The organism is Baekduia sp., from assembly GCF_035318805.1.
Taxonomy (GTDB): Bacteria; Actinomycetota; Thermoleophilia; order Solirubrobacterales; family Solirubrobacteraceae; genus Baekduia.
This window is the reverse complement of sequence record NZ_DATHDY010000100.1, coordinates 20452-43263: the sequence shown is the minus strand read 5'-3', so window position 1 is coordinate 43263 and position 22812 is coordinate 20452. Positions and strand designations below refer to the sequence as shown.

General features: G+C 72.1%; 20 protein-coding genes. 9 read left to right on the top strand and 11 right to left on the bottom strand.

The features are described from left to right. Positions 1-128: 128 nt before the first annotated feature. From VK501_RS21220 to VK501_RS21200, 5 genes are all read right to left on the bottom strand, one after another. Complete coding sequence (locus tag VK501_RS21220) at positions 129-590, bottom strand: hypothetical protein (protein ID WP_324340947.1); 462 nt, start codon at positions 588-590, stop codon at positions 129-131. Continuing rightward, entirely contained in the window at positions 587-1150 is a 564-nt protein-coding gene (locus VK501_RS21215; RefSeq protein ID WP_324340945.1) for an acyltransferase, read from the bottom strand. Before VK501_RS21215 ends, VK501_RS21220 begins: the two co-directional genes overlap by 4 nt. After that, positions 1147-2277: a DegT/DnrJ/EryC1/StrS family aminotransferase gene (locus tag VK501_RS21210; RefSeq protein WP_324340943.1), complete on the bottom strand. Its 1131-nt coding sequence runs from the start codon at positions 2275-2277 to the stop codon at positions 1147-1149. Before VK501_RS21210 ends, VK501_RS21215 begins: the two co-directional genes overlap by 4 nt. After that, complete coding sequence (locus VK501_RS21205) at positions 2274-3131, bottom strand: glycosyltransferase family 2 protein (RefSeq protein WP_324340942.1); 858 nt, start codon at positions 3129-3131, stop codon at positions 2274-2276. Before VK501_RS21205 ends, VK501_RS21210 begins: the two co-directional genes overlap by 4 nt. Positions 3132-3459: 328 nt before the next feature. Continuing rightward, positions 3460-4284 carry a class I SAM-dependent methyltransferase gene (locus tag VK501_RS21200; RefSeq protein WP_324340940.1) on the bottom strand — a complete coding sequence of 275 codons (825 nt, stop codon included), beginning with the start codon at positions 4282-4284 and terminating at the stop codon, positions 3460-3462. Positions 4285-4322: 38 nt separating this feature from the next. Between VK501_RS21200 and VK501_RS21195 the strand changes: the two genes are divergently transcribed. From VK501_RS21195 to VK501_RS21175, 5 genes are all read left to right on the top strand, one after another. Then, complete coding sequence (locus VK501_RS21195) at positions 4323-6656, top strand: glycosyltransferase (protein ID WP_324340938.1); 2334 nt, start codon at positions 4323-4325, stop codon at positions 6654-6656. Continuing rightward, entirely contained in the window at positions 6657-7286 is a 630-nt protein-coding gene (locus VK501_RS21190; protein ID WP_324340936.1) for a hypothetical protein, read from the top strand. It begins immediately after the preceding gene. 58 nt (positions 7287-7344) lie between these two features. Then, positions 7345-9480 (top strand): glycosyltransferase, encoded by a 2136-nt coding sequence (locus VK501_RS21185; protein WP_324340934.1) that lies wholly within the window; start codon positions 7345-7347, stop codon positions 9478-9480. A gap of 78 nt (positions 9481-9558) precedes the next feature. Beyond that, positions 9559-10887 (top strand): ABC transporter ATP-binding protein, encoded by a 1329-nt coding sequence (locus tag VK501_RS21180; protein ID WP_324340932.1) that lies wholly within the window; start codon positions 9559-9561, stop codon positions 10885-10887. Then, complete coding sequence (locus VK501_RS21175; RefSeq protein ID WP_324340930.1) at positions 10884-11792, top strand: ABC transporter permease; 909 nt, start codon at positions 10884-10886, stop codon at positions 11790-11792. Before VK501_RS21180 ends, VK501_RS21175 begins: the two co-directional genes overlap by 4 nt. Here the strand turns inward: VK501_RS21175 and VK501_RS21170 are convergent. Further along, positions 11789-13393 (bottom strand): hypothetical protein, encoded by a 1605-nt coding sequence (locus VK501_RS21170; protein WP_324340929.1) that lies wholly within the window; start codon positions 13391-13393, stop codon positions 11789-11791. The genes VK501_RS21175 and VK501_RS21170 overlap by 4 nt on opposite strands. A 170-nt stretch (positions 13394-13563) precedes the next feature. Between VK501_RS21170 and VK501_RS21165 the strand changes: the two genes are divergently transcribed. Together VK501_RS21165 and VK501_RS21160 are read left to right on the top strand one after the other, a co-directional pair. Beyond that, positions 13564-14820 (top strand): hypothetical protein, encoded by a 1257-nt coding sequence (locus VK501_RS21165; protein WP_324340928.1) that lies wholly within the window; start codon positions 13564-13566, stop codon positions 14818-14820. Positions 14821-14839: 19 nt separating this feature from the next. Next, positions 14840-15649, top strand: a complete 810-nt coding sequence (locus VK501_RS21160) for an FkbM family methyltransferase (protein WP_324341066.1) — start codon at positions 14840-14842, stop codon at positions 15647-15649. Here VK501_RS21160 and VK501_RS21155 read toward each other — a convergent pair. The 3 genes from VK501_RS21155 to VK501_RS21145 are packed head-to-tail and all read right to left on the bottom strand — an operon-like array spanning position 15633 to position 18005. Beyond that, positions 15633-16532, bottom strand: coding sequence for a decaprenyl-phosphate phosphoribosyltransferase (locus VK501_RS21155; RefSeq protein WP_324340927.1), 900 nt, complete (start codon positions 16530-16532; stop codon positions 15633-15635). The two genes, VK501_RS21160 and VK501_RS21155, sit on opposite strands and share 17 nt — an antisense overlap. Before the next feature lie 2 nt (positions 16533-16534). Next, positions 16535-17041, bottom strand: coding sequence for a hypothetical protein (locus VK501_RS21150; RefSeq protein ID WP_324340926.1), 507 nt, complete (start codon positions 17039-17041; stop codon positions 16535-16537). Between the two features lie 25 nt (positions 17042-17066). Next, positions 17067-18005: a class I SAM-dependent methyltransferase gene (locus VK501_RS21145; RefSeq protein WP_324340925.1), complete on the bottom strand. Its 939-nt coding sequence runs from the start codon at positions 18003-18005 to the stop codon at positions 17067-17069. A 56-nt stretch (positions 18006-18061) separates the two neighbouring features. Here VK501_RS21145 and VK501_RS21140 point away from each other — a divergent pair, with 56 nt between their 5' ends. Then, positions 18062-18652 carry a D-sedoheptulose-7-phosphate isomerase gene (locus VK501_RS21140; protein WP_324340923.1) on the top strand — a complete coding sequence of 197 codons (591 nt, stop codon included), beginning with the start codon at positions 18062-18064 and terminating at the stop codon, positions 18650-18652. Between the two features lie 10 nt (positions 18653-18662). Next, positions 18663-19712: a glycosyltransferase family 9 protein gene (locus tag VK501_RS21135; RefSeq protein WP_324340921.1), complete on the top strand. Its 1050-nt coding sequence runs from the start codon at positions 18663-18665 to the stop codon at positions 19710-19712. On the opposite strand, the gene rfaE2 is transcribed toward VK501_RS21135, so the two are convergent. Beyond that, positions 19709-21160, bottom strand: a complete 1452-nt coding sequence (gene rfaE2, locus VK501_RS21130; protein ID WP_324340919.1) for a D-glycero-beta-D-manno-heptose 1-phosphate adenylyltransferase — start codon at positions 21158-21160, stop codon at positions 19709-19711. The two genes, VK501_RS21135 and rfaE2, sit on opposite strands and share 4 nt — an antisense overlap. A 302-nt stretch (positions 21161-21462) precedes the next feature. Next, positions 21463-22035, bottom strand: a complete 573-nt coding sequence (gene rfbC / locus VK501_RS21125; RefSeq protein WP_324340917.1) for a dTDP-4-dehydrorhamnose 3,5-epimerase — start codon at positions 22033-22035, stop codon at positions 21463-21465. Positions 22036-22812: the final 777 nt, after the last annotated feature.

Sequence of the window (22812 nt, the reverse complement as noted above, 5' to 3'; positions counted from 1 at the left end):
GATCGGCACGATGCCGGGAACCTGCTCGACCGCCGACGGGACCCACGAGAGCACCTGGTCGGCGCGCTCCACGAGTTGGCCGACGCGCGCCATCGACCCGGCGGTGTGCACGAACCCGCCACCCGGCGTCAGCGAGATGTGCAGTCGGATCCGCTCGCGCGCCAGGACCGGGAGATGTCCAGTCCGTCGATGGGTCCGGCGGGGTACCCGTCAGGCCTGGGGACGCCCAGGAGGCCGAGGCCGAAGTCCAGGAAGGTGCCGTACGCGTCGGTGATCCCCAGGAGCGGCGCGAGGCGCGGGAAATCCGCGAGCGGCTGCACCGGCTCGGGAAAGTCGTCGGTCATCTCGTACATCGAGAAGAACACCGTGTCGGGAGGCAGCTCGTGCAGTGCGATGGCGTCGCCGTAGCGGAAGCCGCTGCGCGCCCAGGGGAAATGCCCGTCGAGGTACGCCAGTCGGCGGCGGCGCGCGCGTCGTAGCGCGCCGATGGCCGAGCACAGCCGTCCCGCGGCGCGCCGGGCGTACCGCAGCTGTTGCGGCGGGGTCCGCCATGGGGCCCCGTAGGCGGCGGCGAACTCAGCCTGGTTCACCCTCGCGCGTCCCGTGCGCGAACCACACGCTCGAACTCGAGGATCCGATCGCGAGAACGCTCCTTTACCGGCCGGGCCGGTACGCCGACGCTGATCGTCCACGGCGGCACGTCGCGCGTGACAACCGATCCCGAGCCGATGATGGCGCCCTCGCCGACCTCAACGTCGGTGTGGACGACCGCGTTGGTTCCGATGACGGCGTGTGCGCCGATCCGGATGCGGCCGCGGTGCACGGCGCGCTGGGGAGCAGGAATCGTCGGCCCGGTCAGGCCCGAGCCATCCATGAGGTCGGTGCCGGTGATGAGACGGCATCCCGCCGCTAGGCCGACGAAGTCACCGAGCTCACAGGTGCCGCCGCCGACAATCGACACGAAGCCTGCGACGTGCACGTGGGAGCCGATGCGCAGGCCCGCGCCGCCGTCCAGGAACACGAAGTCGTCGACGATGACGTGATCGCCGACCTCGATGCGTTGGGGATCCAGGACGCGGACCCACTCGTAGATCGTGACGTCGTCACCGCAGGCGGCGAGTGCGAACCGGCGTCCGTCGAACCGGCTCACGGCAGGGCGACCTCTCGCAGCGCGGCGCCCACGGCGGCGATGATGGTCCCGATCTCGTCGGGCGTCAGGTCGTTGGCCATCGGCAGCGACAGCACCCGGCTGCTGAGGTCGGTCGTCACCGCGAGCTCGTCGGCGCGCAGCATGCCCGCGAAGGCCGGCATCTGGTGCAGCGGCGGGTCGAAGTACGTCCGCACCTCCACCCCGGCGGCGATCGCGGAGTCGCGCACGACGTTGCGGGCCGCCGCGTCGGCCGCCACCGTGGGGAGGAACTGCCACGTCGACTGGCCGTCGGACGCCTGGAACTCGAGCCCGGCCGGCTGAAGCGCCTCCCGCAGCGCATCCACGTGCGTCCGCCTCGCGCCGAGGATCGCCTCGAGGCGGTCCAGGACCGCCAGCGCGGTGGCGGCGGGCCACTCGGCGAGCTTGGCGTTGAGGCCGATTGCGTCGGTGACCATCCCGTCCTCGAAGCCGAAGTTCGCAAGCCGGCGCAGAGCCGCGGCTCGATCCGCGTCGGCGGTGCAGGCCAGGCCGCCCTCGCCGATGCCGAACGGCTTCGTCGCGTGCAGCGAGAAGACCTCCATGTCGCCGAGCGCGCCGAGCGGCAGGCCGTCGGCATCGCGGGCGCCGAATCCGGCGGCGGAGTCCACGAGGAGGGGCACGCCGGCGTCAGCGACCGCGGCGGTCCAGGCGGCCGCGGTCTCCTTGCGCGGCGGCGTCCCGAACGTCGAACACGCCAGGACGCAGGCGACGCGATCGCGCCGCACCTGCAGCGCGCGGCGCAGCGCCGCCGGGTCGAGCATCCAGGTTTCTGGATCGACGTCGACGAAGACCGGTCGTAGGCCTGCCCACACCGCCGCTCCGGCGGTGGCCGCGAACGTGAACGAGGGCATGAGGACCTCGTCCCCGCGGCGGTCCGCGGTCAAGACCCGCAGCCCGAGCATGAGGGCGAGCGTGCAGTTGGCCAGCGGCACGACATGCATGCCGCGGCCCACGTAGGCCTCCAGGCGCTCCTCCAGCAGCGTATGGCACGGGCCGAAGTTCGAGTACCAGCGCGCGTCCTCGGCCCGGTGGTAATACGCCTCGATGGCCGCCGCCGGCGGGATCTCGGGACGCTGGAAGCGAATCATGCACGCCCTTCCCACAGGCGGCCGGGCCAGTAGTCGCCGACGACTTCGTCCAGGAACTCGAACCGCACGCCCGTGCGCAGCATCCGCCGGGCGCGGTTCCAATCCCCGGGCTCGTGGAACAGGTGCGCGGCCAACTTGTACTCGTACAGCTTGAGCGCGCGGTGCTGCAGGGCCATCTGCCAGCCGAACTGGTGATGGCTCGGCGGGAAGGTGCCGAGCTCCCAGGACGGCTTGTCAGGCTCGTGGTACAGCAATTTGCCGTAGGCGACCTCGGCCCGTCGTTCACGCGCGACGGTGAGGAGCTCCGCCACGAAATCGGGTCGGAACTCGTCATCGTCGTTGAGCACCGCGATCCAGGATCCGCGCGCGAGCTCGATGGCGCGGTTCAGAGGCTGAGTCCCTGCCGTGAACCAGAGGCCGTCGCGGTCCTCCGGGTAGGGGCCGCGACGGTTGAGGTTCTCGTAGCGCAGCCGGGTGTCACCGAACCCAGTCAGGACCTCGGCGGTCTCGGGCGGCGCGAGGTCCCCGACGACGATGACTTCGACGTTGCGGTGCGTCTGCGCGAGCGCCGACGGCACAGAGCGGGTGCGCAGGCCCTCGACGTTCGTGTAGGTCGGGATAACGATCGAGACGAGCGGGTCGGCCTCGGTAAAGGGGACGTCGTAGCCGGGCGCGGTGCGGGCCATGGCGAGCAGCCGACGGTTCGCCGCCTCGTCGTCGACGAGAACCTGCAGCGTGCTGAGCAGGTGGCCGTGGGCGTGCTGCACTCGCGTGTCCAGGTCCTCGGCGGCCGTGCGCTGCTCGGCGCGCAACTCGGCGATTTCAGCGTGCAGTACGCGGACCTCGTCGCGCAATGCGGCGAGATCCCGCGTGTTGTCCTGGCGACGATGACCTAGCACAGCGGCTCATGCTAGTTCCGGCGCACCGTTCGGCGTCCCCCGACGCGCAGCACCCGGTGGACCGCTGCGCTGCTGGCCGGCCTGGAGCTGTGGCCGGCCGGCCTGGCGCTGCGCGGCCGCAACCCGGGCATCGCCGGCGTTCTGGTCGCCGTGGCCTGCCTGAGCAACCTGCAGTCGCTGTCGGCCGGCGCCTCGGGCCTGCCCGGCAGCGCCGTCACAGTGACGCCATTTCCATGCGCGTCGAGGTCCAGGCGCCTACTCCCGCCCCGCTGCCCTCGGCGCGCTACCCCGGATCGCCGGGCACCGCGACGAGCTTGATGCCCGCGACGCCCAGCTCGCTCAGCGGCCGCCGGGCCAGCGAGCGCGTGATGCGCGTCGCGCCGGTCAGCAACTCGAACTTCGTGATGTACAGCCCGGCCGCGAGCATCGCCCGCTGCAGCCCGTCGGCGGTGATGCGGTTGAGGTGGCGGAACTCGTCGACGATGAACGCCACGTCGGCCTCGCGCCCGGCCTCGGCCTCGGCCTCGGTGATGTGCCGGGCGATCTCGTCGTCGTCGTGCAGCAGCTGGGCGTAGCCGTCCGGGTACCACGGCCAGAGGTGCGAGCCGTGCTGGGAGTAGTACAGCGGCCAGATCTGCAGGAAGAGCAGGCCGTCCGGCTTCAGCACGCGGCGCATTTCGCGTAGCAGCGCGACCGGCTCGGCGACGTGCTCGAACGTCGACCACGAGACGAGCGCGTCGAAGCTTGCGTCGTCCGCGGGCAGCGTGGTTCCGGCATTGGCGCGGAACCGCAGGCCAGCGGGCAGACCCTCGCCGGCGACCCCGGCCCGCCGCGCGTCGGCCAGCAGCGCGGCCGTGTCGGTCTCCTCGAGGTCGAACCCGGTCAGGCTCGCGGGCCGAGCCAGCTCGTAGAGCCCGAGGTCGATGATCCCGTCGCCGCAGCCGATGTCGGCCACGTGCTTGCCCTCCAGCGACAGGCCGTCGCCGGCCAGGAAGTCGACGATCTGCTGGGGCGCCTCGCGGTAGTGCTCGTCGAACCACGGCCATTCGCCGGTCTGCTGGGCCTCCCGCAGGAACCGGAAGCCGCTGGGCTGGGCATCCTCGCTCACGGAGCGCAACGGTACCGGCCCGCGTTAGCCTGCGGGCAATGGCCTTCGTGGACCTCGCCCCCGGGGCGCACCTGGATGTCGAACGCGGGGACGTCGTGGTGTGCATCCCGCTCTACAGCGGTCACGACCACTTCGTGCGGTGCCTGTACAGCCTCCTCGCGCACACGCCAGCGTCCGTGCTGATCCTGGTCGCCGACGACTGCACGCCGGAGCCGGCCAGCCGCGCGTTCGTGGAGGAGCTCGAGCGGTCCGGCGCGCTGACCCACGAGGTTGCGTGGATGCGCGGTGCGCACAACGTCGGCTTCGTCGAGAACGTCAACCGCGCCTTCGCCGCCGCGGCGCCCGCCGACGTCGTGATCGTCAACTCCGACGTGATCGTCGCGATGGGCTGGCTGGAGGGCATGCACGACGCGGTCCGTTCGGACTCCACGATCGCGACCGCCACCGCGCTGACCAACCACGGCACCATCGTGTCGGTCCCGCACCGCAACAACCCGCAGCCGAGGCTGCCGATGGACCTGACGCTCGAGGACGCCGCCGAGCGCGTGCGCCGCCGCTCGGTGCGGCTGCGCCCGCGGCTGCCCGTCGCGATCGGCCACTGCCTCTACGTGCGCCGATCCGCGCTGGACCTCGTCGGCGACTTCGACCTCGCGTTCGCCCCGGGCTACGGCGAGGAGGTCGACTTCTCCCAGCGCTGCCTCGCGATGGGCCTGCAGCACGTCGTCGCGGACGACGTCTTCGTCGCCCATCACGGCGGCGGCTCCTTCGAGGCCCTCGGTCAGCGCTCCGAGACACAGATCGAGCACGAGCGGATCATCGACACGCGCTACCCGTACTACGCGCGAGTGATCACCCAGACGGCCGGCGATCCCCAGACCCCGCTGGCCCGCTCGCTGAGCACAGCGTCGCGTGCGCTGCGCGGGCTGCGCGTGACGGTCGACGGCCGCGCGCTCGGCCCGGCGCTGACCGGCACGCAGGTCCACACGCTCGAGCTCGTCGCCGCGCTGGCCCGCACGGGCGAGGCCCGCGTGCGCGTGCTGCTACCCCACGACGTCGGCGAGTACGTCGCGCCCGCCCTGTATGGGCTGCCCGGCGTCGAGCTGCTGCATCCCCACGACGCCGACAACGCCGAGCCCGACGACATCGTCCACCGCCCGTGGCAGGTCGGCGACGTCTCCGACCTCGCGCTGCTCGGCCGGCTCGGGCAGCACATGGTGCTCACCCAGCAGGACTTCATCGCCTACCGCAACCCGTCCTACTTCCCCACCGCCGACGCGTGGCTGGGCTACCGCGCGCTGGCCGCCGAGGCGATGTCGCTCGGCGCCGTCGTCCTGTTCTTCTCCCGGCACGCCTGCATGGAGGCGCTGGCCGAGGAGCTGGTGCCCGAGCACCGGGCGCGTGTCGTGCTGATCGGCACCGACCACCAGGTCTCCGTCCAGAAGCCCGCGCCGCAGCCGCCCGCGCGCGAGCTGGCCGACCGGCCGTTCCTGCTCTGCCTGGGCACCGACTTCCGCCACAAGAACCGTGTCTTCGCGCTGCGGGTGTTCGAGTCGCTGCGGGAGCGCCATGGCTGGCCCGGGCGGCTCGTGCTCGCCGGGCCGCGCGTGGCGTACGGCTCGTCCTCGGCCGATGAGGCCGCCTTCCTGGCGGCCCGGCCGCAGCTCGCCGAGGCGGTCGTCGACCTGCCCGCGGTCAGCGAGGTCGAGAAGGCATGGCTGTTGACTCGCTGCTCGGCGGTCCTCTACCCGACGACCTACGAGGGCTTCGGCCTCGTGCCCTTCGAAGCCGCCGACCACGGACGGCCGTGCCTGTTCGCCCACCAGGCGTCGCTCGTCGAGCTGTTCGACCCCGAGCAGGCGCTTCTGGTGCCCTGGGACGCGGACACGAGCGCGGATCGGGTCATCGGCGCACTGTCGGATCCCGACCGTGCGCAGGCCCTTGTCGACGGCGTGTACGCCGCGGCGGGGAGCCTCACGTGGGACCGCACCGCCCAGGGCCTGCTGGCCGCCTACCGCGACGCGCTCGCAATGCCGGCCCGCTCGGCGGCCCGCGCCGCGGGCGGCGGGCTGGCCGCCGACGCCCGCTACTGGACGCTCCGCCACCAGATCGGCCCGACCGGGATGTCGCTCGTCGGGCCCTACAACCCGGAGGGCCCTCTGCTGCCGCCCGACGCCCAGCGCACGATCGCGGCCCTCGCGCGGCGCTCAGCGACGCGCGGGCCCCTACTGAAGGCGCTGCGGCTGCTCGGACGCATGGGAGGCCGCGGGGGCCGCAACGGCAGCGCCAACGGCGGTGGCGACGTCACCCTGCGCGAGCTCGAACACGCCGACGACCGCCCCGCGCTGCCGCCGGCGACCGGAGGGGTGGGTTAGATGCCGGCGCGCCAGCAGCTCGAGGGGTCGCTGGAGGACCAGCGCCGCTGGCGGGCGTCCTACGTGGACGACGTCGACGCGATCCACGCGTTCCTGGGCGTCGACGGGATCGCCGTGGCGGCCCGTCGCGTCGCGGTGATCGACAGCGGCGACGGCATCCTCGCGCTGGGCTTGGCGCAGCGGCTGGGGGCCGCGCAGGTCGCCGGCTTCGACGACGAGGGCTGCAACACCGTCACCCTGGCGACCTGGGCGGGGTGGTATTCGGGTTCGGCGCAGCTGCCCGCCCACCTGCGCTTCGTCGGCACGCGGCCTTACGAGATCCCGGGCGAGCCCGGGGGCTACGACCTGGCGGTGTGGTGGGGCGACATCGGGACCCGTCGCGACCCCGTACGGGTCCTGCGCGAGGTGCGGCGCCTGCTCGCTCCACAGGCCCACGTGCTGCTGCGCGTGCCGCCCAACGGCTCGCCTGGGCTCGACGAGCTTCAGCATGCCGTGCTCGCGGCCGGGCTGGCGCCGGCGCGCGTCGAGGTCGACGCGGCCACGGTCCGGCCCGACCTCGAGCAGCGGGCGCAGCCGCTCAATGCCCTGGCGACGCGCGGAGCGCGGATGCTCGCCTACCGCGTCGAGTAGGCCTGGATCGTGGCGCCCGCCATGGGTCGCGCACGGCCGAGCTTGTAGGTTGCCTCGCGTGGCGCTCACCGTCGTGGTGCTCCTCCGTTCGCCGGACGACGCCGCCCGCTGCCTGCGGGCGCTGCTGCCGACGCTGCCCGAGGGCGTCCCGGTGCTCGCCGGGGGAACGGCCGAGGCCTGGGCCGCCGCCGAGCGCCTCGGCTCCGCCGCCGAGGCCGTGCGCTGGCTGGAGGCCGACGGCGCCGCCGCCTGGAACGCCGCGGCCGCGCTCGCACCCGCCGACGACCTCGTGCTCCTCGACGGCGCGACCGAGGTCGCCGACGGCTGGCTGGACGGGCTGCGCGCCGCGCTGGGCGAGACCGGCGACGTGGCGACCGCCACCGCACTGAGCAACGACGCCGCGTTCCTCAGCGTGCCGCGCCGCAATCTGCCATGGCCGTTGCTGACCACCGGCCAGCCCGTGGCGGAGGCCGCCCGCCGCGTCCGCGCTGCCGCGCCCGACGTCGTGCCGCGCGTGCCGACCGCCCTGCCGCACGCCACGCTCATCGCGCGACCCGCGCTGGACCTCATCGGCGCCTTCGACCCCGGGCTCGGCGACGACCGCGAAGCGCTCGCCGACTTCTGCCAGCGCGCCGGCGCCGCCGGGCTGCACCACGCGGTGGCCGTGGGCGTCTTCGTCGCCCATCGCAGGGCGGAGCCCGACGCGCCGTCGATCGGCCCGGGCGCATGGCCTGGGGCGGCCGGCGAGCGCCATCCCGCGCTGCCGGCGGCCGTGCGCGCGACCGCCGAGGACCGCCACTCCGCGCTGGCCCGCGCGCTGCTGTCGGCGGCCGTGGCGCTGGAGCCGCTCTCGGTGACGATCGACGCCCGCGCCCTCGCGGGCGGCGTCACCGGTACGACTATGCATATCGTCGAGCTTCTGGGCGCGCTGGCCGCCCGCGATGACGTCCGCGTGCGGGCGGTGCTGCCGGCCCGGATGGGTGACGCCGCGGCGGCGGCGCTCGACGGCCTGCATGCGGTGGAGCGGCTCAGCGAGGACCAGGCCCGCGGCGGCGTGGCGCGCACCCACGTCGTGCACAGGCCATGGCAGGTCGCCGCGGTCGGCGACATGGCCTTTCTCGACGCGCTGGGCGAGCGGACGCTTCTTACCAACCAGGATCTCATCGCCTTCCGTACGCCGGCGGTCTTCGCCGACGCCGAGGCGTGGCTGGAGTACCGCCGCATCACCGGCGACGCCCTCGCCCTGGCGGCGATGGTCCTGTTCTTCTCCGAGCGGGCGGCGGCCGACGCCGCCGATGAGGACCTCGTGGAGCCGGGGCGTGCGCGGGTCGTCGCGCTCGGCAGCGACGCGTCGCACGTCGCGAGCGCGGGGGCGGCGCCGCGGCGCCCGCGTGTGCTGGACGGCATGCAGCGCCCGTTCCTGCTGATGCTCGGCAACCGGTTCCGCCACAAGAACGGCGCGTTCGCCCTGCGCCTGCTGGCCGCGCTGCGCGCCGACCAGGGCTGGGACGGCGAGCTGGTCTTCGCCGGCGCCGACGTCCTGCACGGCTCAGCCACCGCCGAGGAGGCCGCCTGGCTGCTGCGCCATCCCGAGCACGCCGCCGCGGTGCGCGAGGCCGGCGTGGTCGACGAGGCCGAGAAGGCGTGGCTGCTGGAGCACGCCGCCGCGGTCGTCTACCCGAGCACCTACGAGGGCTTCGGCCTGATCCCGTTCGAGGCCGCCGCTGCAGGGACGCCCTGCCTGTTCGCGCCCGTCTCCTCGCTACGCGACACGCTGCCCGCAGCTGCCGCGCTGCTCGCCCCGTGGGACGCCCGAGCCAGCGCCGCCGCGGCGATCGACGTGCTGCGCGGCGGTCCCGCCGCCGAGGAGCACGTGGCCGCGCTGCGCGCGGCCGCAGCGCCGCTGACCTGGACGGCGACGGGCGACGCGCTCATCGCCGCCTACCGCGATGCCGTGCGGCTGCCGGCGCCCCGCGCCGCGCGGCTGGCCGACGACCTCGCTCGCGCCGAGCACGACTTCTGGAAGGTCCGCGACCTAGTCCGGGGTCCGGGTTGGGCGCTCGTCCAGCCCGAACTCGGCCTGCTCAGGGACGGTCTGCAGGACGAGCTCGCGGGCCTGCTCGCGCAGCCGGGTGGCGAGACGGTCCTCCGACGCGCCCTGCGCCTCGCGCGCCGGCTGCCGCGCCGTGCGTGAGCCACCGCAACTCTTGGCCAGGCCGTTCGTTGGGGACTGGAGCGTGCCGCAGATCGCAACCGCGTACCCTCAAGCCCCGTGAGCGACGTCCGCCCCGCGGAGATGGCAATCGCCGTCGATCGCGTGTCCAAGCAGTTCGACTTGCCGCGCGAGCAGGTCCATACCCTCAAGGAACGGTTCCTCCATCCGCTGCGGTCCGCGCAGACGGACACACTGCATGCCCTGCGCGACGTCAGCTTCGACGTGCGCAAGGGCGAGTTCTTCGGTATCGCCGGCCGCAACGGCTCCGGCAAGTCCACGCTGCTGAAGTGCGTGGCCGGGATCTACGGCAGCACCGTCGGAGACATCTACGTCAAGGGCCAGGTGTCGACATTCATCGAGCTCGGTGTCGGCTTCAACCCCGATCTTCCGGCGACCGACAACATCAGGCTCAACGCGACGATGCTCGGGTTGAGTCCGAAGGATTCGCGTTTGCGAATCGACTCGGTGCTGGACTTCGCGGAGCTGCGGGAGTTTGCCGATCTCAAGCTGAAGAACTACTCCTCGGGCATGATGGTGCGGTTGGCCTTCAGTGTGATGATCCAGGTCGACGCCGAGGTCCTGATCATCGACGAGGTGCTCGCCGTTGGCGATGCTGCCTTCCAGCAGAAGTGCTACGACGAGTTCGAGCGCATCCGTCGCAGCGGCAAGACCGTGCTCTTCGTCACCCACGACATGGGGGCTATCCGTCGCTTCTGCGACCGAGCGGTGCTGTTGGAGAAGGGTCGGCTGATCGCCGAAGGCAACCCGCAGGACGTCGGTCTACGCTACCTCCAGCTCAACTTCTCCGAGGAGGCGCGCGCGACTGAGCGCGCCGCCGCCGAGGAGCAGATGCAGACCGCCGCACACGCCGTCGCCAGCGGCCAAGCGCCGCCGCCGGCTGAGCCGATCGTGCTGAGCGAGAGCGAGGAGGTCGTGTTGGGCGAGGGCGGCGTCGACATCACCGAGTCCTGGTTCGAGGACGAGGACGGCGCGCCGCAGCTGACGCTCAATAGCAACCAAGTCTACGCCTTCGCGATGCGAGTGAAGTTCACCAAGGACATCGAGAACCCGCTGTTTGCAGTAAGTATGACCAACAGCGCCTGGCAGCAGCTCTTCGGCGCAGCGTCGGTGTGGACTGACCCGACGCCCGGCCTGTTCCCTGCCGGCGAGGAGATCGTCTGGCGCGCATGGTTCCAGAACATCCTCGGCCCCGACCGCTATGAGGTCAGCTGTGCGGTCTCGCTGGCCGGCGGCCGGCACCTGCAGTTCCGAGAGCGGATGTTCTCCATTGTCAGCGCGACGTTGCGACCGACCGGCTCGATCGTCGACCTCCCCTACCGCCTGGAGCTCCAACGCCACGGCACGACACAGCAGGTGGCGTCATGAGCGCGACCACGGTGCCACTGGGCGCGACAGTGCAGGAGAGCCGCCTCGAGATCCCGCCCGAGATGGGCAAGCCGATCAGGGGCCCGAACGCCTTCGGCGACGACCCCAAGCGCCTGTGGCGGTTGGCGTGGACGATGGCGGTCACCGACTTCAAGCTGCGCTTCTTCGGCTCGGCGCTGGGCTACTTGTGGACGCTGATGCGCCCGCTGATGCTCTTCGGCGTCCTGTACTTCGTCTTCGCGGTCCTGTTCGATCTCGGCGCCACGGCGAAGTACCAGCCGGTCGCGCTGCTACTGGGCATTGTGATGTTCCAGTTCCTCGGCGAGGCGACCCAGATGGGCGTGCGAAGCCTGCTGCAGCGCGAGTCGCTGGTTCGCAAAATCGACTTCCCGCTGCTGGCGGTGCCGCTGGCCGCGGTGCTGACCGCGATGTTCAGCCTTGTGCTGAACTTCATCCCGATCACGGGGTTCCTGCTGCTGTCGGGCGGCAGGCCGATGGTCTCATGGATCGAGGTGCCGTTCCTGATGCTGGCGCTGGCGCTCTTCGCCTTCGGGCTGGTGTGCCTGCTCTCGTCGCTGTTCGTGCGCTACCGCGACGTCGAGCCGATCTGGGACGTGACGATGCAGATCCTGTTCTACGCGTCGCCGATCATCTACCCGATCCAGAAGATTCTGGACGACCAGAGCATCCCGCAGTGGGTCCCGCGGCTGCTGATGGCCAACCCCTTCGCGGCGATCATGCAGCAGACACGCCACGCGTTCGTCGATCCCAGCCACCTCGGCGCCGCCGCTGCGCTGGGCCAAGACTGGCGCGTGATGATCCCAATTGCCGTGACACTCGGGGTCGCGGTGATTGGAATCTTCGTGTTCACGCGGCTGACGCCGAGCATCGCCGAAGAACTCTAGGCGCCCTCGCTGCCACCCTGCCGGTCCATAGGATAGACCGGGCGCAAGCCCAGCTTGGTGCGGGCGCGCTCGCAGCGGGCCTGGGAGGTGATGGGGACGGCCCGCCCGTCGTTGATCGAGACGAAGTAGGTGTGGGGGCCGTACGGGGCCGGCCCAGCGACCGGCTCGGCGATGCCGTGGGCGGTGCACTGCAGTGCATTTAGGTCGCGAACCGGCCCGCCGGTGATCGCTCGCTGGTTCCATTTGAGCTGCAGCGCCGACCGCAGGTCGTTGGCGTAGAAGACCGGCAGCTGCGGGGCCACCTCGACGGGATAGTCCCAGGTGTAGATCGCAGTGCCGTCGGGGTGGTCAGGCACATCCTGGGTGATGCCGGCCAGCACGTCGCGTTGGATGCGCGCCGACTGCACGTACAGGTCGACCTCGTTGCGCGTCCGCGCCGTATACCAGGCCCCTAGGCCGAGGAGGACCGCCACCAGGACGGCCGGCACGGCCCATGCGTAGGCGCCCGCCCGCGGCGTCTGCACGTCCGGACGGAGGAGCACGCCGACCAGGCGGACGGCGAGCAGCGCTGTGCCGTAGATCACGGCGACATAGCCGAACATCGCGAGTGCGTTGACCCGGTCGCCAAGGTTCGGGCTCGCCGGCGCATAGAAGTCATCCGCCGGCACGAAGACCGCGTAGGCCAGCGCGAGCAGCACGATGCCACCGAGAACGACTGCAACCCCCTCCCGGAGCCTGGCCTGCCGGGCTCCGGCGAGGCGTCCAGCGCGCAGCGCGCCGACGCCGGTGCCGAGGACGAGCGCTATCACAAGCGGCACGAGCCATGTGTGGGGACCCTCGAACGGGACCGTGCGGTTGAACACGGTCACGGTCTGGTCGAGGAACATCTGGGCCCGGTCGCGGATGACGTCGAAGCCGCGCGGGTTGTTTAGGCCCGCCTGCCGGTCCGTGACCAGGTGGTTGGTGGTAAACGCCCATGCACAGAAGCCGACGATCGCAACGTCGGCGGCCCAGCGCTTCCAGGGCAGCGGGCGGATCCCGGCGATGGCGTAGACCACGATCGACAGGCCGATGAGCGCGTCGGCGACCTCGTAGGTGACTGCCGAGATGACGAACAGCGTTGACGCTAGGGCGTGCAGGCCGATGCGTCCGCGTCGCCCGCGGCCCGCGTCGAACGCCGCGACGGCCGCCAGCAGCCCGCCGAATGCGGCCGCGAGCGAGAGGTTGCCGTAGTAATTGGCCAACCACAGGTGCAGCGACGTGCAGGCCGGGAACACCACTGCCAGGAACGGGATGGCCAGCGCGGTGATGGCTGAGAGGCCCAGGCGCCGCAGCAAGGCGTACAGGGTGAGGCCGCTGAGGCCGATCCAGACCATGCCCAGCAGGACATAGGCGCCGCCATGCATGCCGAACGCGCGCGTGGTGAGCACCGAGTACAGGACGAGGCCCGGGCGCTTGCCAGCATCGTCGAAGACATCCTGCAGGAGTTGCCAGGTGCTGTCGGCGAAGTGGGCGCGGGCGACCGTCGCCCAGTCGTCGGCGATGAATCCGGCGTCGCGGGCGTAGCGCGCGTAGGCGACCGCCATGAGCACCGCCAGCACCAGACCGGCGATCCCCAGCTCGAGCCACACTGCGCGCTGACCGTTCGGGCGACCGGGCTCAGCCGCCCCCTGCAGCCGTGAAGTCAGCACGGCGCCATCCTACGGACTTGCGCCGCCTGGCAGCCCGCGCGCGGGGCTGCCCGGGCCACCGCGAACTAACCTGCACGCTCATGTCCTCGCCCACCGCGGCGCCGCCTCGGCCTTCCGAAGGGCGCGCGATCGTCCTTTATAGCGTCGCCTCGTTGGTCGCTAGCGCCCTCATGTTCCTGGCCAGCGTGGTGGCCGGGCGCGGCCTGGGGCCCGATGACTACGGCGTAGTGGCCGCCATGCTAGGGATGGCGGTGCTGCTGACGCTCCCTGCCCTGGCGCTGCAGGCGATGGTGGCTCGCGAGGTCGCCGCGGTCGCGCCGCGCGGCGCGGCAGGATCGCTCGCGGCGGTCGGCAGCGTGCTGCGTCGTCGCACGCGTTCGGCCGCGCTGGTCGGCGGCGCGGCCACCGCCGCGATGCTCGCCGCCAGCCCGCTGGCCGCCGACCTGTTCCACCTGCCCGGGGGGGTGCCGTTTGCCGTCACCGCCACGGCGGTGCTGCCGCTACTACTCGCGACCACCACGCGTGGGGTGCTGCTCGGCTTAGGCCGTTACCGCAGTGTCGGCGTGGCGCTGGCCGCCGAGGGCGTGGGCCGTGTGCTGGTCGTGGGGCTGGCGCTGCTAGCAGGCAAGGACGTCGGGCTCGCCTGCGCGGCGGTGCCAATCGCTGCGGGGTTCTCAGCGTTGGTGGGCGCCGCTAGCCTGCGCGACGTTGCGCGTGCAGCCGGCACGGCGCACACGGCACTGGGCCGCGCGTCGGACGGGCCGATCCTCGGGTTCTACCTTGCCTTCGCGTGCATGACCAACGCCGACGTGCTGGTCGCGCGCATCGTGCTCGACAACCGGGCTGCCGGCCTGTACGCCGCGGGTGCGTTCTTCGGCAAGATCGCGCTGCTGGTCCCGCTGGCGACCGGATCGGCGCTCATCGCGGAGGTCGCCCAACGCGTAGCACAGGGCCGCGGCGCCGAGGACCTGCTGCTGCGGGCCGTTGGCATCGCGTTCGGGCTTACGCTGCCGGTCGCCGTGCTGTGCGCGCTGATCCCGCGCGTGCTGCTCCACCTGTCGCTAGGAAGCGAATACGACGCGGCGGCCAACCTCCTGGCGCCGTGTGTCCTGGGGCAAATGCTGTTCGGTCTGGCCTTCGTCGTGTTCCACTACGCCTTCGGCCGCGGCCAGGGACTCAGCCCCCTGTTCATGGCGCTGATAGCGATCGGCGTCGTAGTGCTGCTGTCGTCGCTGCCCCGCAGCGCGCTGGGACTTGCCTGGACGCTGGCCGGCTGCGGCGTCGCGGTTGCCGTCGCGCTGAGCCTGTGGACGCGGATGGCCGTTGACCGATACTAGAGTGGGCCCGGTGCCCACGATGAACAACGCGCTGAGCCCCCGACGACTCACGTACTACGCGGCGGCCGTGCCCCGCATGCTCCGCGGCTTCCGCCGTCCGCTGGGCGCCATCGGCGCGCTGGCCGGCGCCACCGCACCGCGGCCGATCACACTGCGCGATAACGGCCTGCGCCTGCAGGTGCGCGACCGCATGGACGTCTGGGCCGTCCAGGAGACGACGCTCCACCGCCACTACGAGATCTACGGGTTCCTAGTCGGCCAGGGCTGGAGCGTCCTGGACATCGGGGGCGGCCTGGGCGACTACGCGCTGCTTGTCGCCCACGAGCACCCTGACGCGCACGTCGTCGCCTACGAGCCGTTCCCCGGTTCTCGCGAACTGTACGAGCGAAACCGCGCCGCCAACGGCATCCAGGGCGCCGAGGTGCGCCCCGAGGCCATCGGCGAGCCAGGCTTCGTCCGCTATGCCGACCTCGGACGCGGTCCCGGCGAGCACGCCGTCGCACCGGCCGGCCCCGCCACTCCCGACGCGATCGAGTCGATCGCTCTGGAGACCGCGCTCGACCGCGCCGGCATGCCGCGCTGCGACCTGGCCAAGATCGACTGCGAAGGCGCGGAGTTCCCGATCCTGCTTGGCGCGTCCGACGAGACGCTCGCGCGCATCGACCGGATCGTCCTCGAGTACCACGACGGCCCCGGTCGTGACCATGGCGAGCTCGAGCTGCGCCTGCGCGCCGCGGGCTACGAGGTCCAGGAGTTCCCGAGCATCCATGAGGGGCTCGGGTACATGCGCGCTTGGCGGTCGGCCGCCGGGCTCAGGCCGTCAGTGTGATGACCGCGCAGGCCACGCCCCAGAGCACCACACACACCAGCAGCGGCGCGTCGCGGTAGACCAGCGCATCGACCTCCTCGGTCATTCCGGCGCGGTCGCGGTGGTGCATGAGGAAGAGCACGCGGAAGATGCCGTAAAGGACGAACGGCAGCGTGGCGAGCATCGTGTCGGTCCGCGCGCCGAGCACGGTGTAGAGCGCGTAGACGACGACCACCGACGGGGTCACCACGCCAATGAGCTCATCGAGCAGGCTCACAGAGTAGAAATCGAGCACCGGTCGCTGCGGGTTGGACTGGCCGCCGATCGCGACCGCCTCGCCGCGGCGCTTGCTGAGCGCCAGGAACAACGCCAGCAGCCCGGTCACCAGCAGCAGCCACGGGGAGATCTCCGCGTCGACGGCCATCACGCCCCCGAACGCCCGGAGCACGAATAGCGCGGCGATGACCATCACGTCGACGAACAGCACATGCTTGAGGCCCATCGAGTAGCCCAACTGCAGGCCCAGGAAGACTGCCACGACCGCCGCGCTCGCGGCATTGACCGACATCGCCAGGCCGACGGCGGCCAGTAAGGTCACCACGGCAGCTGCGTACGCCATGTTGACCGGCAGGTCGCCGCGCGCGATCGGCCGGGTCGCCGTGCGCGGGTTCAGCCGGTCGGTCTCGGCGTCGCGCGTGTCGTTGAGCAGATAGGAAGCCCCGGAGGCCAGGCAGAACGCGATGGTGACCAGCACTGCGTTGCCCAGCGCGTCCGCGTCATCGAGGCGGCCGCTAAACAGCACGCCGGCCAGCACGAAGCTGTTCTTGATCCACTGCCGAGGCCGCATCGTCTGCACGACAAGCAGCGGCAGCCGGCGGCGCGTGATCCCGGTGGTCGCGGTCACAGTTATAGGACGAGCTCGATGTCGCAGAGCTCAGCGGCACGCTCCGCCAGGCCGACGGGGGCATTACAGACGATCGCGCGCCGAGCGCAGCGCCACACCGCCAGGTCGGCCTCGGAGTTGCCAACGTAGTCGAATCCGCGTTCGCCGAAGCGCTCTACGAGCCGCGCGGCCTTGCGCGCGCCGGTGTTGTTGTGCCCAGGCTGGGTGCCGAAGACGCCGGCGAACTGGCCGGAGGCGTGGGACGCCTCGTCGGCCAGCGCCTGCGGGGCGCCGGTGGCAAGGAAGATGGGACGGGTGCCCTCCTGCGTGCGCAGCCACTCCTGCAGCGGCGCGTAGGGCGTGAAGCGCTGCACGGGCACTGCCCCGTGGCGGTACAGGTACAGCTTCATCTCGGCCTTGTCGCCGCTGCGGCGGGCGCGCCACAGCCCCAGGAGTCGGTGGGGCCGCCGGGCGCGCAGCCGGGCGGTCATGAGCGCCGTCGAGTCTGAGGAGAAAAGCGTCCCGTCCATGTCGACCACTAGCGGCACGGGCGGGTCAGCGGCCATCGGCCGTCAGGACAGCATGTAGGACGGTGTCGCCGAACTGCGCCTGCGCCACCGAGGCGGCGCCGGCGATCAGGCCGGTGGGACGGAGCGCGCGGGCGGCGCATAGGGCGCGCTTGCCCCCGCGCACCAGGAGCGCTCGGTGGGCCGACGTCGCCAGCTCATCGAGCCCGTAGGTGCGCAGGAAGTCCAGGCGGTAGCCGGCGCGGGCCGCGCAGAGCCCGAGGCTGTCGGCCGAGAAGAACGTCAGGTGACGCGGCGGATCCCAGTAGTACCAGTTGGCGCCCAACCGCCGTGCCAGGCGTGACTCGACGTTGGGGACGATGACTAGCACGTGACTGACGCCGTGCGCGCGCAGGCCGACGAGCGTCTCGGCGGGGCGGTGGACGTGTTCGAGCACGTGGCGCATGACGGCGCCGCATGCCGCGGCGCCGGCCCCCGCGAGGTCCTCGGCGGTGGGGCCGCCGCCGCTGAACGAGATCTGGCGGTAGGGCACGCCGTCATGCGTCCACTCGGCGCGCGGGTAGATGTCGAGGCCGACGGCACGATGACCGTGGCGGTGAAGGTGTTCGGCAACCGAACCGTCGCCTGTGCCCAGATCGGCCACCGGTGCATCAGGCGTCAGGCGCGCGAGCAGCGGGGCGAGGTCGGCGGCGATACGGCGGTCGCGGAGCTTGACGAACAGAGGACCGGGCTTGACGTGCATTGCCGAGCCGGCGCTCGTGTCGTAGTAGCGGCCGATCCCGTCGGGCGTCGGCGGGTCGACCAGATACACGGTGTCGCACGCGCCGCAGGTCACGGCGGCGAAGCGGTCGGCCGACAGGTGATCGGCTAGGGCCAGCAGCGGCCGCGGGTTGTCGGCGTCGCAGACCGGGCACGTGGCGTGCAGGCGGTCCGGCGGTACAAGGACGTCGGAACGGACGTTAGCCATCTGGCGCAGCGTAGCCTCAAGCCGCCACCGGCGGCCGCTGGCTAAGGTCTCGCGGGATGCGCTCCGTGATCGATAGCACTCTCGCCGACGTGGCGGCCAACGTCGGTCGGCTGGCCGGCGACGGCCAGGCGCTGACCGCAGTAGAGGCCGGCGCGGCCGGCCTGGTGAGCGCCCTGGGTGGCGGCGGCAAGGTGTACGCCGCGGGCAACGGTGGCTCGCTGTGCGACGCCATGCACTTCGCGGAGGAGCTCTCGGGCTCGTTTCGCGACGAGCGCGAACCGCTGCCCGCGACGGCGATCGCCGATGCCGCGCACCTAACCTGCGTGGCCAACGACTTCGGCTTTGAGCGCGTCTTTGAGCGCTACGTCCGCGCCCACTTGCGCTCGGGCGATGCGCTGGTCGCGATCTCCACGAGCGGGATGAGCCCGAATGTCCTGCGGGCGGCGCGGGCGGCGCGCGAGCTCGGCGGGTTCGTTCTGGCCCTGACCGGGCGGCCGGGGAGTCTGCTGGGCGCCGCGGCAGACGTCGAAGTTTGCACACCGGCCGGCGCATACTCCGACCGTGTGCAGGAACTCCACATCGTAGTCATCCATCTGCTCGTCGAGCTCGTCGAGCGGTCGTTGTTCCCCAGCAACTACGACGCCTGACCGCCCGGCCGTGTCCACCTACTCCACCGAGCGGCTCAAGGACGTCGACCGCCTACTCGCGCCGGTGGGCGCCGTCGTGGGCGGGGCCATCGCCACCGCCGGCTCCCTGCTCCGCGGCGCCGATGACCGGCTGCTGGTGCTGCGGCCCGGCGGGATGGGCGACCTCGTCGCGGCCCAGATCGCCGTCGAGGAGCTCGGGCGCGACCCGCGCAGTGATGTGCGCTGGGTCGTCGAGCAGCGCTCGGCCGCCTGGGCGCGCCATCAGCGCCTCGACCATCTCGCCTACGACGCCGACCCTGTCGGGGTGCTGCGTGGCCTGGCGGGCCGGCACCCAGTCGTCGTCAACACCGAGCAGCTCTTCGGGTTGTCCCAGGCGCTGGCCGTCGCCGCGCGCCGCCGGGGCGGGCGGGCGCTGGCGTTCGCCACCAACCGCGCCGCGCGGTTCGCCCTGGCGGTGCCCTACGACGTCTACGACGAGCATGAGACGGTCGCCTTCCGGCGGATATTGGGTGTCGCGTGGGGCGTCCCGGTGTCGTCCGGCGCCCGGCCGCAGCCGCGGCCGCGCAGCACACCCTCCGATGGCACGCTGCTAATCGCGATCAGCGGCCGTCAGTCGGTGACCCGCACGCTGAGCGTCGAACGCTGGGCCGCCGTCGCGGCGGCCTGGGCTGGAGAGCGCGCGGTTACGGTGGTCGCTGCCCCGGTCGACCGCGACTTCGCCGACGCGCTGGCGCATCGGCTGGGCGACCGCGCCGGCCGCGAAGACCACGGTTTCGACGCGCTGTGCTACCGGATCGCCGCGGCCGAGGGCCTGCTGACGATGGACGGCGGGCCGGTGCACATCGCCAGCTACTACGGCACGCCCACGCGGACGATCTTCACGTCGGGACGCGAGGCGAAGTGGGCCCCGCTGGCGCAGGGCTCCGAGATCGTGCGCACGAGCGGCCTGTGGTGCCAGCCGTGCACGCTGTTCGGCCAGACGCCCCCCACGCGCAACGACCTGGCTTGCCACCGGCTAGACCCGCTGGCCGACGTGCGCCCCTCCCCGGCGTTGAGCTAGGACGCCCCGGCCTGGAGCAGCCGGGTCGTACTGCGCCCTTTCAACAGGGGGACAATCTCGACCCGGCCACCCCAGGCGGCGGCCTGCGCACCTCCCACCACGTCCTCGCGCGCGTAGTCGCCGCCCTTGACGATCAGGTCGGGCTGCGCTGCGAGGATGAGCTCCAGCGGCGTCTCCTCGTCGAAAGCGCACACAAAGTCCACACAGGCCAGGGCACTGAGGACCGCCACGCGGTCGTCGAGGGCGTTGACCGGGCGTGAGGGTCCCTTCAACCGCCGCACGCTGTCATCGCTGTTGACCGCGACCACCAGCGCATCGCCCAGGGCGCGGGCCGCCTGGAGCAGCCGCACGTGCCCGGCGTGCAGCATGTCGAAGCAACCGTTGGTGAACACCACGCGCCGGCCATCGGCCCGCTGGGCGGCGACGATCCTCGCGGCCGTCTCGCGGTCGGGCAGCCACTTCTCGGGCTGGTGATCCTCGGTTTCCTCCTTGAACGCCTCCAGCAGCTCGCTGGATGTCAGCGTCGCGGTGCCGAGCTTCTCGCACACCCGCCCGGACGCGATGTTGGCGAGCATGACCGAGCGCTCCAGCGGCAGTCCGACGGCCGCCCCGGCGGCTAGCAGGGCCACCATGGTGTCGCCGGCCCCGGAGACGTCGGCGACCTGGCGGACGTGCGCGCAGAGGCGCAAGGGCGCGGCCAGAGCGGCGCCCGCGGCGATTAGCCCATCGGCGGACAGGCTCAGGACGACATTCTCGGCGCCGCTGGCGGCGAGCACCGTGGCGGCCAGCGCCTCGGGGTGGTGGTCGGCGCCCGGTCCCGCGGCGCGCACTGCCTCAGCCCGGTTGGGCTTCAGCACGGTCGCCCCAGCGTAGCGGCGCAGGTCGTCGCTCTTGGGATCGGCGATGATAGGAACGCGGGCCGCGCGGCAGCGCTGCACCACCGCGCGCAGCATCTCGTTGCTCAGCACTCCCTTGGCGTAGTCGGCCAGCACGACGGCGCGGCCGCCGTCGCCGTCCAGGAACACGTCGAGGCGCGCCAGAAGCGCGTCAGCGGTCTGGCGCGAGACCGGTTCCGTCTCCTCGCGGTCGATCCGCACGAGCTGTTGGTAACCGGCACGCACGCGGGTCTTACGCGCCGTGGGGACCCCGCCGTCGGTGAAGACAGCGTCGATGCGGATGCCGTGCCCAGTCGCGAGCGCGCGTATCCGCTCGCCGTCGTGGTCATCGCCGACGCGCGCGCCGAGCGTGGCGGTTCCGCCGAGCTGGGCGATGTTGGCAGCGACGTTGGCCGCGCCCCCGAGAACCTCCTGTACGCCGCGCTCGTGCACCACGGGCACCGGTGCCTCCGGGGAGATGCGGTCGACGGTGCCGTCGATGTAGACGTCCAGCAGCGCATCGCCGAGGACGAACACCTGGGCGCCGCGGAGCGCAAGGACGTCGGTGGCCACCACGCGCGCGGGCGCGGGGCCTAAGGGGGCGGAGGGCACGAACACAAGCTAATAGTTCGCCGCCTGCGAGGTCCGGTCGACCGCCGCGCCGAGCGTCCCGTGGCGCCTGTCGCCGTCGCCGTCGCCGGGCGGTAACGGCAGGCGCCGGGGAACACGCGCAGGAACAGCCCGCGGTCCTGCGCGCGGATCGCCAGCCACTGGATTGCCCAGCCGGGCGGCTCGTTGAAGCACGCAAGCTCTTCGTCCCGTACTCGTCGATCATCGGGGCGGTGGCCCGCGCCCCGCGGGCTGGTAGGTGCGCCTCAGGCGCGCGGCACCGCGAACGGCAAGCCGGCGGCCACGTCGGCGAGGGCCGGCGCGTCGACGTCGCGCTGGCTGACCTGCAGCTCGGCGTCGGGGACCGGCCACTCGATCCCCAGCGCCGGGTCGTTGTAGGCGATCTCGCGCTCGGTCTTGGGGTCGTAGTAGGCGTCGAGCTTGTACACCACGTCGGCGAGCTCCGAGACCACGCAGAACCCGTGCGCGAAGCCGGGCGGCGAGTACAGGATGCGCAGGTTCTCGTCGGTGAGGTCGTAGCCCTCCCACTGCCCGTAGGTCGGCGAGCCGCGGCGCAGGTCGACGAGCACATCGTAGACGTGGCCGCGCGCGCAGCGCACGAGCTTGCCCGCGCCGCGGCCGACGGTGAAGTGGAGGCCGCGCAGGACGCCGCGCGAGGAGCGCGAGTGGTTGTCCTGGACCATCTCCTCCTGGATGCCGATGGCCATCAGGTCGCTGCGGCGGTAGGTCTCCACGAAGAAGCCGCGGTCATCGCCGAAGGCCTTGGGCTGCAGGAGCAGCGGGCCGTCGAGCCGGGTGTCGATCAGGTCGAAGGGCACGGCGGGCAGAGTGCCAGATCCGTCTAGGGTTGCGCGGACATGCCGTCGCTGCTCCGTCGCGCACGCTTCGCCCTGGGCCGGTGGCACGCCGCCGCCTGGCGGACTGCGGACGCTGCGCTGGCGCGGGCGGCGCCCGGCTCGGTGCGGATCGCGCGGTCGCAGCCGCGCCTGCCGGGGGCGCCGGTGCACCGCCGCTACGGGCTGCGCATCGGTCAGCCGGTGGATCGCTTCTACATCGAGCGGTTCCTCGCGGGACGGTCGGCGGACATCGGCGGGCGCGTGCTGGAGGTGCTCGACGCGACCTACACGCGGCGCTTCGGCGGCGCGGCGGTGGCGCGGGCGGAGGTACTCGACCTCGATCCCGACAACGCCGCGGCGACGATCCGCGGCGACCTCCAGACCGGGGACGGCGTCCCGGTGGACGCCTTCGACTGCTTCATCTGCACGCAGACGATCTCCATCACCTATGACTTCGCGGGGTCCCTGGACACGGCGTACTCGGCCCTGGCCCCCGGTGGCGTGCTGCTGCTCACCGTGCCGGGGATCTCGCACCAGGCCGAGCCCGACGGCGAGCTGTTCGCCGACCACTGGCGGTTCACCTGGCGGGCCATCCAGCGGCTGCTGGCCGAGCGCTTCGGCGCCGGGAACGTGGAGGTCTTCGCGGAGGGACGGTCGCCGGGTGCGCGGCGTTCCTGTACGGGATCCCGGCGGCGGGGCTGGACCCGGCGCTGCTCGATCCCCACGACCCGGACTACGAGATGGTCATCTGCGCGCGGG